The sequence below is a fragment of the Micromonospora sp. NBC_00617 genome (genome assembly GCF_045161355.1).
Lineage (GTDB): Bacteria > Actinomycetota > Actinomycetes > Mycobacteriales > Micromonosporaceae > Micromonospora.
This window is the reverse complement of sequence record NZ_CP107751.1, coordinates 3,586,645-3,600,347: the sequence shown is the minus strand read 5'-3', so window position 1 is coordinate 3,600,347 and position 13,703 is coordinate 3,586,645. Positions and strand designations below refer to the sequence as shown.

General features: G+C 71.9%; 9 protein-coding genes and 1 pseudogene. 5 read left to right on the top strand and 5 right to left on the bottom strand.

All coding sequences use genetic code 11. The annotated features are described in order from the left end of the window. Window positions 1–7 precede the first annotated feature (7 nt). The 3 genes from OG505_RS16455 to OG505_RS16445 form a co-directional block, all read right to left on the bottom strand. Entirely contained in the window at window positions 8–928 is a 921-nt protein-coding gene (locus tag OG505_RS16455) for an NAD(+)/NADH kinase (protein WP_405434302.1), read from the bottom strand. 92 nt (window positions 929–1,020) lie between these two features. Then, complete coding sequence (locus OG505_RS16450) at window positions 1,021–4,137, bottom strand: M14 family zinc carboxypeptidase (RefSeq protein ID WP_405434300.1); 3,117 nt, start codon at window positions 4,135–4,137, stop codon at window positions 1,021–1,023. Between the two features lie 58 nt (window positions 4,138–4,195). Further along, entirely contained in the window at window positions 4,196–5,296 is a 1,101-nt protein-coding gene (locus OG505_RS16445) for a RimK family alpha-L-glutamate ligase (RefSeq protein ID WP_405434298.1), read from the bottom strand. Window positions 5,297–5,571: 275 nt separating this feature from the next. Between OG505_RS16445 and OG505_RS16440 the strand changes: the two genes are divergently transcribed. Both OG505_RS16440 and OG505_RS16435 read left to right on the top strand, forming a co-directional pair. Next, complete coding sequence (locus OG505_RS16440; protein WP_405434296.1) at window positions 5,572–6,114, top strand: DapH/DapD/GlmU-related protein; 543 nt, start codon at window positions 5,572–5,574, stop codon at window positions 6,112–6,114. Continuing rightward, window positions 6,114–6,812 carry an acyltransferase gene (locus tag OG505_RS16435; RefSeq protein ID WP_405434295.1) on the top strand — a complete coding sequence of 233 codons (699 nt, stop codon included), beginning with the start codon at window positions 6,114–6,116 and terminating at the stop codon, window positions 6,810–6,812. The genes OG505_RS16440 and OG505_RS16435 overlap by 1 nt, the downstream gene beginning before the upstream one ends. 20 nt (window positions 6,813–6,832) lie before the next feature. Here OG505_RS16435 and OG505_RS16430 read toward each other — a convergent pair. Continuing rightward, a pseudogene (locus OG505_RS16430) lies at window positions 6,833–7,432 on the bottom strand (glycosyltransferase); the annotation flags it as partial. A gap of 998 nt (window positions 7,433–8,430) precedes the next feature. Here OG505_RS16430 and OG505_RS16425 point away from each other — a divergent pair. The 3 genes from OG505_RS16425 (at window position 8,431) to OG505_RS16415 (ending at window position 12,173) form a co-directional block, all read left to right on the top strand. Beyond that, window positions 8,431–9,768 (top strand): lipopolysaccharide biosynthesis protein, encoded by a 1,338-nt coding sequence (locus tag OG505_RS16425; RefSeq protein WP_405434294.1) that lies wholly within the window; start codon window positions 8,431–8,433, stop codon window positions 9,766–9,768. 104 nt (window positions 9,769–9,872) lie between these two features. Further along, window positions 9,873–11,033 carry a glycosyltransferase family 4 protein gene (locus OG505_RS16420; protein WP_405434292.1) on the top strand — a complete coding sequence of 387 codons (1,161 nt, stop codon included), beginning with the start codon at window positions 9,873–9,875 and terminating at the stop codon, window positions 11,031–11,033. A 195-nt stretch (window positions 11,034–11,228) separates the two neighbouring features. Beyond that, entirely contained in the window at window positions 11,229–12,173 is a 945-nt protein-coding gene (locus OG505_RS16415) for an NAD-dependent epimerase/dehydratase family protein (protein ID WP_405434290.1), read from the top strand. 82 nt (window positions 12,174–12,255) lie between these two features. Here OG505_RS16415 and OG505_RS16410 read toward each other — a convergent pair whose 3' ends face one another. Next, the gene (locus tag OG505_RS16410) at window positions 12,256–13,602 is read right to left on the bottom strand and encodes an O-antigen ligase family protein (protein WP_405434289.1); all 1,347 of its coding nucleotides are present in this window, start codon (window positions 13,600–13,602) and stop codon (window positions 12,256–12,258) included. Window positions 13,603–13,703: the final 101 nt, after the last annotated feature.

Sequence of the window (13,703 nt, the reverse complement as noted above, 5' to 3'; positions counted from 1 at the left end):
GGTGGGGTCAGCAGCGTGGGGGGAATTCGTTTTCGTTGGGGTTCTGGAGTTCCTCTGGGAGTAGTGCCTTGAGCTGTTCGGGAAGGAACGGCAGGTCGAGCAGGCTCATCTTCAACTGGTTGCGTTCCTGGTACCGCAGCGGGTCGAAGCGCACCACCAGCCCGGCGTCGCGCCGGTAGCTGATGTCCACCGCACCCTCGTTCGCCGCGTCCCGGAACACCAGCCCGTCCATCTCCACCACGACGGCCGACGAGTGCGGCTCCAGCTCCAGCCGGATCTTCTCGCCCCCGGAGAGCACCACCGAGCGGGAGATGCCGGCCATCGGCGCCGACGGGGTGACGACCACCGCGTCCGCCGCCGGGGAGATCAACGGACCACCGGCGGCATAGCTGTACGCGGTGGAGCCGGTCGGCGTGCTCACCACCACGGCGTCGGCGCGGTAGTAGCCGTACTGCTGCCCGTCGACGGCCAGGGTGGCGGTGACGAAGCCCGAGCCGGGCCGCCGGACCAGCGCGATGTCGTTGAACGCCACGACGTCGTCGCCGCACACGTCGCAGGCCAGGCAGGCGTGCGACTCGATGGTGAAGTCCTTCGACAGCAGCCGGCTCAGCGCCTCGGGTAGCGCCGGCGGCTCGATCTCGACGAGGAAACCGAGCCGGCCCAGGTGCACGCCGAGCACCGGCTTCGGATCGCGGATGGCGGAGCGCAGCGCGCCCAGCATGGTGCCGTCGCCGCCGATGCTGATCAAGGCGTCGGCGCGGACGGCGACCTCGTTCTCCGGCACGGGCTCGACGCCGGCCGGGACACGGTGCTTGTCCTCCGTGCGCACGAAGAGCGACTTGTGGTGGCGCGTCGCCCACCGTTCGATGATCCCGACCACCTCGGTGACATCCCGGGTGGGGTGCAGTACCAGACCCAGCCCCGCCACCCGTACAGCTCACCACACCGGCGTCGGACGCGTCCGGCGTACCGGGGAAGGTGCGCCGACGGTCCACGGACCGCCGGCGCACCGTCGTGGCGTCAGCGGCGCGGCCGGCCGCTCAGGTGGGTCAGCGAGCGGGCGACCAGGTCGTTGCGGGCCGCCGGCGGCAGGCCCTCCAGCCCGAAGCCGAGGTACACGGTGTCCGTGGTGATCACCACCGACCCCTCCTCGAACGCCTGCTGGCTGCGGGACCAGTCGGTGGCGTTGCCGCCGGAGCCCACGGGCGGCCCGGCCACCGTCCAGCCGCCGAGGTCCTCGGACTCGAACGAGGTCTCGGTCACCGTCGACCCGTCGATGAGCACCCGCGCGTCGTCCAGGAAGACACCCAGGCCCTGCGTGCCCCAGTCGGAGACGTACGAGATCGACACCTCGACCTGCTTACCGGCGTACGCCGACAGGTCGATCGAGAAGTCCTGCCAGCCGCCGGACGCGCCGGTGGCCGCGTTCCACTCACCGGTGCTGCCGGTCGGCGAGCAGTCCGCGCCCTGGTAGTGCTCCGTGAACGGGTGGATGGTCCGCCACCCCGACGCGCAGCTCTCCCCGGCCTCCCGGGCGGTGTGCCCGTTCGCGTCGGGCAGGGTCGTCCAGTCGTCGCTGCCGACCTCGTGCGCCTCGACGATCAGGAAGTCCCAGTTCGTCTCGATGTCGTACGACGCGGCGAAGCGCAGCTCGCCGCTGGTGGCCCCGGTGAGGTCCACGGTGCGGGTGAGGCGCTTGAACGACTCGTCGGCCTGCCCGCTCCACAGGTACCAGTCACCGGTGCGCGGGTCGAACGGCGCCGACCCCGGTCGGACCCAGTCCACCGGCGCGGAGCTGGCGAACTGCGGGAACTGATCGACCGGCAGGAAGCTCGACGTGGTCAGGAACGACGCCGTGTGCTCCTGGTTGCCCGCCGACCCGGCCACGTTGAGGGTGCCGTCGAAGCCGGCGAACGCCCCCTCGGCGCCGCGGACCGGGTACGGGCCGTCCGCGCCGGTGCCGCCGTCGCTGACGTAGGTGTGGGCGCCCAGCCAGTACTGCTGGAAGTCGTTCAGCAGCGGCAGGCAGGTGGGATCCGCGCCGTCGGCGCACTCCGGCGGCGCGTCCGGGTGGTACACGTACGACCCGTTGGCGCCCTGGGCGTAGAGGGCGTACTGGCCGCTGACGAGCAGCTTGCCGCCCTCGTTGAGGTAGTCCCGCACGGCCAGTTCGGTGTCCAGCGCCGCCTTGGCCGCGGTTCCGGGCACCTGGCCGGGCGAGCGCAGGATGACGTCGTCGCCGGTCTCCCAGACCACCGTCTTGTAGTGCGACAGCACGCCGAGCGGGTGCGGGGCCGTGCGTCGCATGGCGTCGAAGTCGTACACGTCGCTGCTGCGCCCGGCGGCGGTCAGCGACGCGGCGACCTCGTCGGCGTACTTCGCGGTGGTGCCGGTCTGCGCCGGGCTCAACCCGGTGACGTCCTCCATGGCGAGGACGAGCACGTCACCGCCGATGTCGGTGTGCACCCGGTAGGTGAAGTGCTCGCTGGCCACCACCTTGCTGGCCACCACCCCGGCGCGCTGTTTGACGCCGGTGAACCAGACCTCCACCCGGTCGCCGGGCTTCGTGCCGGTGACCGTGCCGCGCAGTTCGGCGTAGTAGTCGTCGTTGGTGTCGCCGTACCGCTCGCCGCCGCGCCACTCGCGGACCCCGACGGTCTTCGGCCGGCCACCGTTGACGACGTAGTGCATCCGTACGTTCTTCAGGGCCCGGCGGGTGATCGAGGCGACCTGCTGGGTCCGCCCGTACGAGGTGTCGAAGGCGTCCACCACGAAGTCCGGGGTGCTGCGGCCCACCACCGACACCGGGTCGTCCGGGTCGGCCGCGGACTTGGCGACGGCCAGCGCGAACGGCAGGTTCTTGCCCACCTCGCCGGCGATCAGCGTCTCGTCGTCGGGGAAGATGAAGTCGCTGACGCAGTCCTCCGGGCGCCACTGGTCGTCCGGGTCGACGTTCGCCGCGGAGTCACAGGTCGACATCTCCGGGGTGAAGCCCAACGTGCCGTACCGGACGGTGGCGTGGCTGTCCGTGTCGCCGTTGGTGGTGTAGAGCTCGGCGGAGATGTCCGGGTCGTAGCCGGGAATGGCGGGGTGGGCGTCGTCACCGGCCATCGCCTGGTAGATCACGTCGTCCGGTGTCGGCGTGCTCACCTGCCAGCCGACGCCGTAGAGCAGCAGCTGGGCCGCCGAGTGGTAGTTGACGAAGAACTCGAAGCCGACCCGTCGCAGCAGCCCGTCCAGCGCCTTCGTCTCCGGCTCCGAGGCCGGGCGGGGGCCCCGGTAGGTCTCGCTGTTGGCGTCGGGCGAGGAGCCCTCGTTGTCGTACCCCCACTTGTAGGCGAAGTTGCGGTTGAGGTCGACGCCGTCGCCGGGGCCGATCTGGCCGTCGCCGTCGTTGTCGCGCAGGTTCTTGCGCCACAGCCGGTTGCCGGGGGTGAAGGTGTAGTCGTAGCCGTCCGGGTTGGCCACCGGCAGGAACCACAGCTCGGTCGTGTCGAGCAGGCGGGTGATCTCCCGGTTCGTGCCGTAGCTGTCGAGCACGTGGTGCATCAGCCGGCGGGTCATCTCCGGCGTGATCCACTCGCGGGCGTGCTGGGCGCCGGCGTAGAGCACCGCTGGTCGCTGGCCGTCGCGGACCTTCGTGGCGTCCCTGGTCACCTTGATGGCGAGGATCGGCTTGCCCTGCTGGGTCCTGCCGATCGTCTCCAACTTGGTCAGTTTCGGGAACCGCGCCGCCGTGGCGGTGATCTCGTCGCGCAGGCCACCCGGCGCGCTGTACGGGCGAAACGCCGACCAGCCCGCCGCGGCCTGCTCGCGCAGCGCCTGTGACGCGTCCTTGCCCCGAACCTTCTTCACCCGCAGGGGTACGCCCCTGTCGGTCAGCCGCTTCGCCTGCCGAGGAGTGAGGACCGTCTCGACGGCGGTACGGCCGCTGGCGTCCGCCCTGGCGTCGTGGCCGAGGTCCACTCCGGCCTCGCGCAGCAGGTCACGCTGCTTCGCGTCGACCGTGCCGACGTACACCTCAAGGCCCTCGCGGGCGCCCGGATCGGACGGTGGCCGCGCGCTCGCCGGTGGGGCCAGTGCCAGTGCGCCGAGCAGGGTGACCACGCCGGCGATCGCCAGTCGTCTCGGTCTCATCGCGCCTCCTTGGGTGCAGGACCTGTAGGCGCGAGCCTTCGGTGCGGCCTGATCAATGTCAATGGGTCGATGGGAGGGAGGTTGCTGACCGTGTCGGCGTCGCTGCCTGGTGTGATGGTCGGGGCAGTGCTGGCCCGGAGCGCCGTAGGTGCCCGACGATCGCCTCGCAGAACACCGCCTCGATGTCGCACTCCTCCTCGACGTACCGCCAATGGCCGCCCGCGCGGATGTGGTAGCCGGTCGAATTTTCTGCGGTCACTGTGCCGAAGTGCAGGCACTGGAACTCGAATAGATGAAACTCCGCGCCGTCGTAGCCGATATCCAGCGAGGTGAGCGGTGTGCCGAGGAGGTTCGAGACCTGCTCTGCGTAGTCGAGCAACGCGTTGCGATCGACGCCCGCCATGTCCGAGAAGTCGAAGTCGCCGCTGCCGCTGGCCCGGAAGTCACCGGGACGGTTACGCCGGTAGAGGGTGTAGTAGCGCTCGCCCATCCGGAGCACCTTGAAGTCACCGTTCAACCCAGGAATCAACGCCTGCACCAGGAACTTCTGCCGGTGCAGCGAGTTGGCGTGGTGGTCGCGGCGCAGCAGCCGTCGGCCGCGCTCGCGGACGGCCTCGGTGCGGTCGTGGGTCTGGCTGAGGGTGCGGGCGGTGCTCAGCAGTTCCTGTCGGTCGGCGGCGCGGGCCACAAACTGGGAGCCGGCACCGTACGCCGACTTGACAACCTTCGGCCACGGCCCGTCCAGCTCCGTCGTGGCGAGCTCCTCGTAGGTGCCGAAGGTGCGGGTGCCGAGGCGGCGGGCGTCCTGCGGGAAGAGGTGGGCGCGCACCGCCTCCATCATCACCTTGTTGTGGTGCGCCCGCAGGTAGCGGTAGCCCGGGATGACCCGCGCGCCGGCGGTCTCCAGCGCCAGCACCAGGTCCTCGATCCAACTCTTGTAGTGCAGCCCGCGATCCTCCGACGAGGTATAGAGCACCGGCACCCCGTGCAGGTCATCGCTCAGGTCCAGGTCGGCGAACCGGACGACCTCCGGTTCGAGCCCGGCACGGGTGAGGTATGCGGTGATCTTGTCAAGGTCCATCGTGCACAGACCGTGCTTGGTGCGGGCCGTGGAGTAGAACGTGCCGCGGTAGTCGGTCAGGATCAGAATTTTGGTCATGTCGGTCTCTCTGCTGGCAGAGGCTCGCGGCCGGCGGTGCGGTGTGGGCGGTCCGATGAGCCGGACGCCGGCCAGTAAAACATGCGCCTATCAGACTACAGTGGGACAAATGCAAATGTATGCAACGTTCGTGTCATGCTGGTTGCTATCCTCTGTCCGGCATTTCGCCGATTGCGGCAATGCTGGCGAGTAGGCCGAATTACACTTCGGACCGCGCGATCAATCCCACCCACAGCGAGAACCGGGGGACAGCGTTGCTCAGCATGGTGCGCGGCATGGCAAAAGCCCTGCGGGACCGGCGGGCCGCCGCCCGGGACCCGGAGGGATTCGCCCGGTCTCTCGGCGTCGACCTGCGGGGCCGGGTCCGGTTCTACGGCATCGACCGGGCGATGTTCGGCTCCGAGCCGTGGCTCGTCTCCCTCGGCGACAACGTCTACATCACCGCCGGGGTCCAGTTCATCACCCACGACGGTGGCACGCTGATCCTCCGCAAAGAGGTGCCCGACCTCGAGTGGACCGCGCCGATCACCATCGGGGACGACGTCTACCTCGGCGTGCGGACGACCATTCTGCCCGGAGTGACGATCGGCAACCGCTGCATCGTCGGCGCCGGCTCGGTGGTGACCCGGGACATCCCGGACAACAGCGTCGCGGCCGGCGTTCCGGCCCGGGTGATCCGCACCGTCGACGAGTATCTCGACCGGATGCGCGCCCGATCGCTGGGGTGCGGGCACCTGCCGGCGGCCGAGAAGGCCGCGGTGATCCGCCAGATCTACGGGGTGCCCGAGCAGGCCGGTGCCGGCCGGGCGGGTTTCTGATGCGAGTGGCTGCCGGCCGACCCGGCGCCCTCCTCGGCCCGGTGGCCGTGGCGCTGGATCGTCTCCTGTGCACCGGTGCCCGGGCCCGTCGGGCCGTCCGGGGCTTCGCCCTGGCCGGCCGGTTCGCCGCCCGCGGGGACAACTTCACCTTCGACCCCGACGGCGTCTACACCTGCGAGACGATCGAGGTCGGGCACAACGTGGACCTGGGGCACCGGCCGATCCTGATGGCGGCTCGGGCGCGGATCCGAATCGGCGACAACGTCATGTTCGGTCCCGAGGTGACCGTCCGGGGTGGCAACCACCGCATCGACCAGGTCGGCGTACCGATGATCGCGGTCGGCAAGGAACCCGACGACGCGACCCACGACCGGGGAGTGATCATCGGGGACGACGTCTGGGTGGGCACCCGGGCGGTGATCCTGCACGGTGTGATCATCGGTCGGGGCGCGGTGGTCGGCGCCGGCGCGGTCGTCACCCGGTCGGTGCCGCCGTACGCGGTGGCCGCCGGCAACCCGGCCCGGGTGATCCGACTGCGGTGGCCGCTGGAGACCATCCAGGACCATGAGCGGCAGCTCTACCCTCCGGAGCGCCGACTGACCTCCGCCGAACTGGCCGGCCTGGCCGAGCTGCCGGTGCCCGAGCCACGACCGGCGCCGGTGACGAAGTCGCTGACCACCGGCCGCCAGGCCCGGTAGTCGAAGCAGTGCGCCCGCTCGCGGGCCGCCCGGCTCATCGCCGCCCACCCTGGATCGTCGAGCAGCAGCGCCCGCTCCAGCCCACGCCGGACGTCGTCCACCCCGGCTCCGTCGAGCACGATGCCCTCGCGGCCGTCCACGATGTATCTCCGGAGATCACTGGTGTGGTTGAGCAGCACGGGGCGGCCGGCGGCCAGACTCTCCGGAACCTTGGACGGGAAGCCCGCCTGCGCATACCCGACCGGCGGGCGGACCAGCACCGAGAAGTGCGCCCGACGCAGCTCGGCGAGCACCCGGTCGCGGGGCACCCAACCGAGGAAGCTCACCTGGTCGTCGAGGTCGCCGGAGCTGGCGTCGTCCAGATCGGAGAGGCTGCCGGCCTGCTTACGGCTGATCCCAGCGATCACCAGGCGCACCCGGGCCCGGTCCTCGGACGCAAGGCTGCGCATGCCCTCAAGGACCACGGCCAGCTGGTCCTTGGCGCCGGCCGAGCCCGCGTAGAGCAGCCGGAGCCCGTCGTCGAGCGAGGGCGGGGCGGGGTCGTCGTAGCCGGCGCAGTCCACCTGTGGCGGCACCACCAGCGTCGGTCGGCCCAGGCCGACGAAGTGCCGCTCCAGCATCTCGGAGATGGCGATGACCCGGTCGGCGAGCCGGCCGGCCAGGAAGAACGCCCACCGGTGCCGGAGGAAGTACGGCGTGAGCCAGCCCCGGGGGAACTGCGCCCGGTCGTGCCGTTCGAGCACGTCCACGGTCACCGGGCAGCGCACCGCCGTGCGCAGCACCACCCAGGTGAGCAGGTTCCACAGACCGAGTGGCAGGTACACGCCGGCCAGCCCACCCGGGCGGATGCCCGCGCGGCGCAGTGCGGCGAGCACCCGCAGCGGGCGGAGGCGCTGGTGCAGCCAGCGGCCCAGGACTCCACTGCCGATGCGGCGGCGGGGCAACGTGATCAGCCGTACGTCCGGTGGCAGGTCGGGGGCGGCGGGCGGGCGCGACCCGTCGTCGGGCCAGTCGTTGACCACCAGGGTCACCCCGCCCGGTGGAGTGGCGGACCGGGCCAGTTGCAGCAGGCGGTTGGACAGTGCGTCACCGTGCGGGAACTGGTACGCGGCCAGCGCCAGCACCTGTGGCGTCGCGGTGGACCGGAGCGGGGTGAGGTGCGCGGTGGTGGTGGGCTGGCCCACGAGCTGCTCCCTGGGAATCGGGCTGCTGGCGTTTTGAGCGCTTAGTCTAGTTTGTCGTCCTGGTCCTACGCTGCGTATCCGTCGTGTCGCGTCAGCCACTCTTCGTCACCGCGTGCTGGTGACCGTCGTTGTAGGAATGACTTGTCGACGGGGGCGTGGAGGCGGCACCGCATGCGACGACCGATCACCGCGAGGGCGTGCGTCGCCGTCCGCCGACGGCACAGCGCGATCGATGAGCCGGCGAGGCTCTGCCGGTCAGCGCCCCGGCGGGTCTGATGCCGGCCCGTCACGGGGCTGTCGAAGAGACCGAGCCGACATCGACCATCGGGCGGCATCGGGCGGTCGCTGGCACGCCGCGGTCGAACCGCGCCGATCCGGCCTGGCGGCGATCCTCCCGGGCCGTCCCGCCCGAGGCGCGGAAGTCCCGGAGCCGGGTGCTCGCCAGCGGAATCGTGTCCTCGCTGGCCGGCAAGACGGTCGGGTTGGCCGCGCCCCTGCTGATCACCCCGCTGGCGTTTCACAACCTGGGGGCCGAGCGGTACGGCCTCTGGATGGCGGTCACCTCGCTCACCGGCATGGCGCTCTTCGCGGACTTCGGGCTCGGCAACGGGTTGCTGACCCGCCTGTCCGCCCTGCGCGGTACCGACGATCGGCGGGCGGCCGCCCGGGAGGTGTCCAGCGCCTACGCGTTGCTGGGCGTGGTGTCCGTACTCCTGCTGGTCCTCCTGGCCACGACCCTGCGGCAGGTGCCCTGGCCGGCGCTGCTGAACGCCACGGACCCGGCGGTCGCCCGCGACGCCCGCCCGATCGTGCTGCTCTGCTTCGGCGCGTTCCTGGCCAACATCCCCCTCGCCCTGATCCAGCGGGTCCAGTACGCCGAGCAGCAGGTCGCCCAGAGCAACCTCTGGCAGGCCGGCGGCAGCCTGGTCTCGGTGGTCCTGGTCTACGCGGCGGTCACCGGCGGGGGCGACCCGCTGCTGGTCATCGCCGCCGCGGTGCTCGCCGTTCCGGCGGTCAACCTCGCCAACGCGCTCTGCTACTTCGGTTGGCAGAACCGCGACCTGCGGCCCCGACTCCGGTACGTGCGCCGGGCGGTGGCCCGGGGGCTGCTCTGGCTGGGCGCCCAGTTCTTCCTGCTCTCGGTGCTCTCCTCGATGGTGCTCAACCTCGACGGCCTCCTGATCAGCCACGTTCTCGGGCTGCCCGCCGCGGCGACGTACGCGGTCGTCCTGCGGATGTTCGCGCTGTTGACGCTCTTCGTCACGTTGGTGAACCTGCCGCTGTGGCCGGCCAACGGCGAGGCGATCGCCCGCGGCGACCTGGCCTGGGTGCGACGTACGACCCCACGGATGATGTGCTTGTCCGCCGGGGTGGTCGCCCTGCCGGGGGCCGTGCTCGTGCTCGCCGGCAACGACGTGTTGCGGCTCTGGGTGCGCTCCGCCGACCTCCAACCGGTGCCCCGCGCCCTACTCGCCGCGCTCGCCGTCTGGTCGGTGCTGCTGGCCGTCGCGGCCCCGATGCTCATGGTGCAGAACAGCATCGGCCTGCTCCGACCCCAGTTCGTCGGGTGGGCGGCCTGCCTGCTGCTGGCCGTACCGCTGAAGGTCGTGCTGGCCGCGCGCGTCGGCCTGTCCGGTGTGGCGCTGGCCTCGGCGGCGACGTACGCGCTGACGGTGCTGCCGGCCGCCGTTCTCGGCTACCGACGCGCGGTGACCGGGGCCGTCCCGGCATCCCGCCCGCAGGCCGGGATCGCGACCGCCGTGGGCGCCTGAGCACGCCCGGCGTCACTTCGCCGCCGATGGCGCAGTTACCACCCGTAGTGCGACCAGCGCGTCCGGATCGGCTTGTCGCTGAACCGCCGTCGGAATGAGGGACGATGCAGGGCATTCACCACGTACGACCGGTCACGACGCCCGCGATCGGTGGTAGTCGCGCCGTGACCCGGCCGGTGGTGGTGCAGCACTCCGCCGGCGCTCCCGGTGCGAACGGCCCGCTGACGGCCGTGCAGCGGGTGCTCGCCTCCCGGCTGGCCGACCGGTACGAGTTCGTCCGGATGCACCAGAGCGTGGGCAACGGCGGCCTCAACCTGCCCCTGCTGCGGGAGTGGGTGGGCCTGCTCCGGCAGGTCCGGCCCGCCCTGGTGCACGTCCGGGGGTTGCAGAACGAAGGCCTGCACGGTGTGCTCGCCGCCCGCCTCGCCGGCTGCCCACGGGTCCTGGTGAGCGTCCACGGCACAATCCGCGACCTGCGTCAGCCCGGCCGCGTCTGGCGACGCCGGCTGCTGGTCCACGGTGCCGAGCCCGCGACGCTGCGGCTGGCCAGCCACGTCAGCGCCGTCTGCGAGTACGCCGCCCGACGGGACTTCCTGCGCGGCCTCGGCCCGAAGTTCGTCGGGGTGGTCCCCAACGGGGTGCCCCTGCCGGCGCGTCCCCGCGAGTCCCGGGGCCGCGTTCGCGCCGAGCTGGGTCTGCGACCCGATGACGTCGCCATGATCGCGGTGTCCCGGCTGACCTGGGAGAAGGGTTACGCCGTCCTCGCCGACGCGCTGCGCGACCTGCCGTCGACCACGGTACGCCGGCCGGGGCGCCCCGCCGCCCGTCGCGTCCTGCTGGTCGCGGGCGACGGGCCCGACCGCGCCGAGATCGGCGCCGCCCTGACCGGCGCGACCGGGGTCGACGTACGCCTGCTCGGCAACCGGCTCGATGTGCCCGACCTGCTCGCGGCGGCGGACGTCTTCGTCTTCCCGACCCTGCACGAGAACCTCTCGAACGCGTTGCTGGAGGCGATGGCGCACGGGTTGCCGGTCGTCGCGTCGGCCGTGGGCGGCAACGTGGAGGTGCTGCGCTCCGGCGGCGGCCGGCTGGTGCCGGCGGGTGACCCGCGCGCGCTGGCCGGGGCGCTGTCGCCGCTGCTCGACGACCCCGCCGAGCGGCTTCACCTCGGCGAGGTGGGCCGCAAGGTGGTGGCCGAGGGCTACAGCCTCGACGTCATGCTCAACGCCCTCGACCGGGTCTATCAGCGGATCCTCCCGACGTGACGGTGGCGCGTCGACGCAGCCCCGTCCCGCGGTGCCGCCGAGGCCGTGGCACACCCGGTGGCGTCCGTCCGGCGCGACGGAACGCGGCAGCGCTCGTTGAACCAGCGGTGACCGGCGCACGGTCGCTGCCACCGCGCCGTTGGTCGGGCCTTCGGCCGGCCGTGGGGGCGGGGCCGATCGGAGCGGGGAGACGCGGTGAAGGTTGTGGTGACCGGGGGTGCCGGCTTCATCGGCGCCAACCTGGTGCGAGCACTGGACGACGTTGCGCAGGTGAGTGAGATCGTGGTCGTCGACGACCTCTCCACCGGCCTGCTGGACAATCTGCACGGCCAGCCGGTCCGGCTGCGCCAGGGCACCGTGCTCGACCCGGACCTGCTGGACGAGGCGTTCGCCGGGGCGGCCAGCGTGGTGCACCTGGGCGCGCTCGGTTCGGTACCACGCTCCATCGACCAGCCGCTGCCGAGCCACCACGCGAACGCCACCGGCACGCTGATGGTGCTGGAGGCGGCCCGCCGGCACGGCGTGCGGCAGGTGATCCTGTCCTCGTCCTCGTCGGTCTACGGCGCCAACCCCGTGCTGCCCCGGCAGGAGGGGTTGCGGCCCATCCCGGTCTCCCCGTACGCGGTCTCCAAGCTGGCCGCCGAGGCGTACGCGGTCGCCTACGCGTCCTGCTACGGCCTCGCCGTGCTGCCGTTCCGCTTCTTCAACGTCTTCGGCCCGTGGCAGGGGGCGCACCACGCGTACGCCGCCGTGCTGCCCCGGTTCATCACCGCCGCGCTCGCCGGCGACCCGCTGCGAGTGCACGGCGACGGCCGACAGACCCGCGACTTCACGTTCGTCGGCAGCGTCACCGCGGTGATCGTCGACGCCATCGTCCGTCGGGTGTCCACCACCGACGTGGTCAACCTGGCCTTCGGCGCGCGGGTCTCGCTGCTCGATCTGATCGCGGAACTCGAGGACATCCTCGGTCACCCGCTTCCGGTGGTGCACGAGCCGCCCCGCCCCGGCGACGTACGGGACTCGCAGGCCGACTGCACCCGGCTGCGGGAGCTGTTCCCCGCGGTACGGCCGGTTCCGCTGCGCACCGGTCTCGAACGGACCGTGTCCTGGATGTCCGGTCGCGTGCTCGCCGGCTCGTAGGGCTTCGCACTGAGGAGACCGCGCCGTGCCCGCCCCACCCGGCGGGCGCGGCGCGGCGGTCTTCCGGGCCGTCCGGCCGTCTTCAGGGCCGTCCGAGCGCGTGTTCCCGGGCGCCGACAGGTCCCGGGGGTGCGGCGGCGTGCCGTGGCGCTGTGCTCCGGCCACCTCCGGCGGGCGGCAGCGCGACGGGGGCGACGGACACGAGCGCGAGGATCACGAAACACACCGGCGACACCTCCCAGTGCCCGGTCAACCAGATCGGGGCCTGGCTGACCAGGAAGGCACCGGCCAACCGGGAACAGGCGGGGGAGTGTCGGAAAGGGCCGGCGAACGCGTACGCCAGCATTCCGGCGTAGAGGCAGATCCCGACCAGCCCCAGGTCGTTGCCCAGGCTCAGCAGCAGATCGTGCGCGCCCACCCCCAGCCGGCCGGTGGCGGTGAACATGCCGGGGCCGATGCCGAGCAGGGGCGAGTCGAACCAGGACGACAACGCGTACGGCCAGATGTAGAGCCGTCCGGACAGGTCGCCGGTGGCGCGGCCCGCGAACGCGCCGTCGAGCCAGAGCGTCTCGGAGGCGAGCACCCGGTAGAGGCCGAGGGGCACCGCGACGAGGACGAGGGGGACCCCGACGACCGCGACCGTCCGGGCCAGCCGCCACGACATCGCGCTCAGCAGCAGGAAGGCGGCACCGGCGAGGATCCCGATCAGCGCTCCGCGCGTGGAGGTGAGGAGTACGCCCCAGAACAGGACGCCGGCCGCCGCGACGATGCAGAGGCGTTCGACCTTCGTCGAGGGGCGCAGCAGCATCAGCACCGCGGCGAGGGCGACGCCGGCCGCGAGGCTGTACGCGGTGTAGTTGGAGTTGACGCCCTCGACGCCGTACCGGACCGAGAAGTCCATCATCGAGTCGCGCGCCCGCGTCGAGTTGGACAGGGGATCGGCGATCAGCTTGACGCTCGTGGCGACGCAGCCGGCCAGGCAGGCGTAGCCGACGGCGAAGAAGGCGGCCCGGCTGTGGACGACATGGCGGACGGCGATGAACATGGCACAGGCCGCCCCGTACAGGTAGGCCATGCGCACGGCGGTGTCGACGTCCGCCGCCCAGAGCAGCGTGACGCAGGCCCACGCCCCCGTGGCGGCGGCCAGCAGGTCGGGTGGGACGAGTCGGGGCGCCCGGCAACTCACGAGGATGGCCAGCAGGGCGGCGGCGGCGCCGTAGCGGTTGGTGGCGCTGGTCGCCCACTGGGTGTCGAAGGCGATGACGCAGACCACCAGCAGCCCGGGAACGTGCCGTGCCGCGAGCGTGCGGTCCCCGGGTGCCGTCCGACCCGCGTGGCGTCCGCCGGCCCGGCCGTTCCTGACCCAGGCGCCGGCCGGGGTGGCCCCGGGAGCGGAGGGCCGTGCCCGCTCGGGCAGGACCGCGGTCACCGTGACCACCTCGGGGCGGTCGCGCGCTTCGCCATCGTCGTCAGCACCATTCGTCGATTGCCGCACGGTCACGGCCTGGTGGAGGTCGCCGTCAAACCACC

Coding starts and splice junctions, on each gene's coding strand:
- OG505_RS16450 (WP_405434300.1), bottom strand. CDS start 4,137: ATGAGACCGAGACGACTGGCGATCGCCGGCGTGGTCACCCTGCTCGGC.
- OG505_RS16445 (WP_405434298.1), bottom strand. CDS start 5,296: ATGACCAAAATTCTGATCCTGACCGACTACCGCGGCACGTTCTACTCC.
- OG505_RS16440 (WP_405434296.1), top strand. CDS start 5,572: ATGGCAAAAGCCCTGCGGGACCGGCGGGCCGCCGCCCGGGACCCGGAG.
- OG505_RS16435 (WP_405434295.1), top strand. CDS start 6,114: ATGCGAGTGGCTGCCGGCCGACCCGGCGCCCTCCTCGGCCCGGTGGCC.
- OG505_RS16420 (WP_405434292.1), top strand. CDS start 9,873: ATGCAGGGCATTCACCACGTACGACCGGTCACGACGCCCGCGATCGGT.